Here is a 374-nt window from a genome sequence, read left to right on the forward strand (position 1 = left end):
ATCTATTTGCCCGGTATCGGTTTTGTGAAGTACAGACGAAGTCAATATATCGAAGGGAAAGCAAAAAATATCACCGTCGTTCGAAAAGCCGACGGTTGGTATGTCTCCATACAAACGGAGTATGAAAAAGACATCCCCAAGCATGAAGGCGATGAGGTAGGAATAGATATGGGCGTGGTGTGGTTTTGCACGCTCTCGGATGGAACACAGATTGCCCCGTGCAATGCATTGAAAAAACACTTAAAGAAATTGGCGCAATTGCAAAGGGCATTATCGAGAAAGGAAAAATTCAGCAGTAATTGGAAAAAAGCCCAACAGGAAATCGCCAAACTCTATCAACGTATAGGCAACATTCGTCAGGACTTTATCAATAA

At 42.5% G+C, this 374-nt stretch carries 1 protein-coding gene; it reads left to right on the forward strand.

Going from position 1 to position 374, the window contains the following annotated elements; genetic code table 11:
- Positions 1-374: RNA-guided endonuclease InsQ/TnpB family protein (locus H5985_RS09295; protein WP_205051024.1), on the forward strand; the 374-nt coding region annotated here is incomplete at both ends.

The organism is Parasutterella secunda, assembly GCF_016901835.1.
Taxonomy (GTDB): domain Bacteria; phylum Pseudomonadota; class Gammaproteobacteria; order Burkholderiales; family Burkholderiaceae_F; genus Aphodousia; species Aphodousia faecavium.